Here is a 1,641-nt window from a genome sequence, read left to right on the forward strand (position 1 = left end):
ACGCGGGCCTGCGCGAGGGGGTGGGCGCGGTGCTGGTGCGGGCGGCCCTCTTCGCCCTGGAGCTGGACGCGTGTGAGCGGACGTTGGAGGCCATGCCCGCCCCCGGCGGCGCGGAGGTGTTCTTCCAGCAATTGCTGGCGTGGGCGTCGTTGCGCTACTTCCAGGGCCGCATCGACGAGGCGCTGGAGCTGTTGGACGGCGCCGCCGCGGCCTCGGACGACCGGCGGGCGCGGGGATGGTGCGCCTACTCACGCGCGTTGATGCTCTGGCTCGACGGGCGGGACAGCGAGCTGGCCGAGCCGGTGGAGCGCGGCATCGTCCTGCTGGAGGACGCGCGCGCCGACTCGCGGGGGGCGCTGGTGACGGCCATGTCCGCGGGCATCTTCAGCCGGCTGGGCCGCTTCGCCGAGGCCGAGTCGGCGCTCACGGAGGCCTGGGCACGCATGGAGGAACTGGGCGCTCCCAGGCTGGCGCTGGAGCTGGATTGCATCGCCGCGTGGGTGCTGGCGGAGCGGGGGCATCGCCGGGACGCGCTCGTGGCGCTGCGCAAGGTGGAGGCCCGCGCGGAGCGGGGGGGCTACCTGTTCATCGCCCTGCTGTGCCGGGCTGGCGCGGGCCGCGTGTTGCTGGAGCTGGGCCGGTGCGCCGAGGCCAGGGCGCTGCTGGAGGTGCTGGAGGGAGACATTCGCCGCCTGCGGGTGCTGGGCATGTCGCGGGCCGTGGCGTCGGCCCGGCGCATGGATGTGCTGACGGTGGAGTCGTGGCCCACCCGGGTGGAGCCGCGCGAGGTGCGGCCAGGGGTCGCGGCCCGGCAGCGGGCGCTGGTGGCCCTGGAGGCCGCGCGGCGCGGCGACGAGGTGCTGGCGCTGGGCCTGCTCGTGTCGATGGAGTCGCTGGTGGAGGGGACGGACTTCGCGCTGGAGCGCGCGCTGGGCCACCTGGCGCGCGCGTGTCTCCACCGGCTGCACGGGCGTGAGGTGGAGGCTCGCGACGCGCTGGCGTCCGCCAGCCGGAGCGCCGCGGAGGGTGGGGTGGACCCGGAGGTGGTCCCCACGCTGGCGAGCCACGTCTTCACGGACCGGGCGGCGCTCCGCGCCAGCGCGCCCGTGGACGACGGCGGGCCCTCCGGAGCGGCTGGCGTGGTGGTGCTGGATGCGCGGCGCCACGAGCTCCGGGGGGCGGGGCGGACCGTGTCCCTGGCGCGGCGGGTGCTTCCGCGCAGGCTGCTGTATGCGCTGGCAAGTCAGCCGGGCCGCGCCGTGTCGAAAGAGGACTGCGTCCGGGCGATGTGGGACGCGGACTACGACCCGCGGCTCCACGACAACGCGCTGCGCGTCCACGTCAGCCACGCGCGGGGCCTGCTGGAGGGAATGGAGGCCCGCATCGTGTTCGAGCCGCCTGGCTACCGGCTGGAGACCGCCGAGGGTTTTGTCTTCGTGACGGTTTAGCGCGATTTAATCCGGCTTAACTCGCCCGGGCGCCGCGGCCTCGCGACAATCTCAATCATCGCATGGGGGGGGGCTGCCTGTGTTTGACGGCGGCGTGCGATGCGACCAGTCAAACCAGAGATGGGAGAACTCACATGAAGTCGACGTTGATGAAGCTGTTTGTCGTTGCGGCGGCGGTCGTGGCGGTGGGGTG

The 1,641-nt window shown here is 73.8% G+C and carries 1 protein-coding gene; it reads left to right on the plus strand.

Going from position 1 to position 1,641, the window contains the following annotated elements; translation table 11 throughout:
• Nucleotides 1–1,448: winged helix-turn-helix domain-containing protein (locus HV824_RS35625; RefSeq protein ID WP_176425253.1), on the plus strand; the 1,448-nt coding region annotated here is incomplete at its 5' end.
• Nucleotides 1,449–1,641: the final 193 nt, after the last annotated feature.

Source organism: Myxococcus sp. AM009, assembly GCF_013372605.1.
GTDB lineage: Bacteria > Myxococcota > Myxococcia > Myxococcales > Myxococcaceae > Myxococcus > Myxococcus vastator.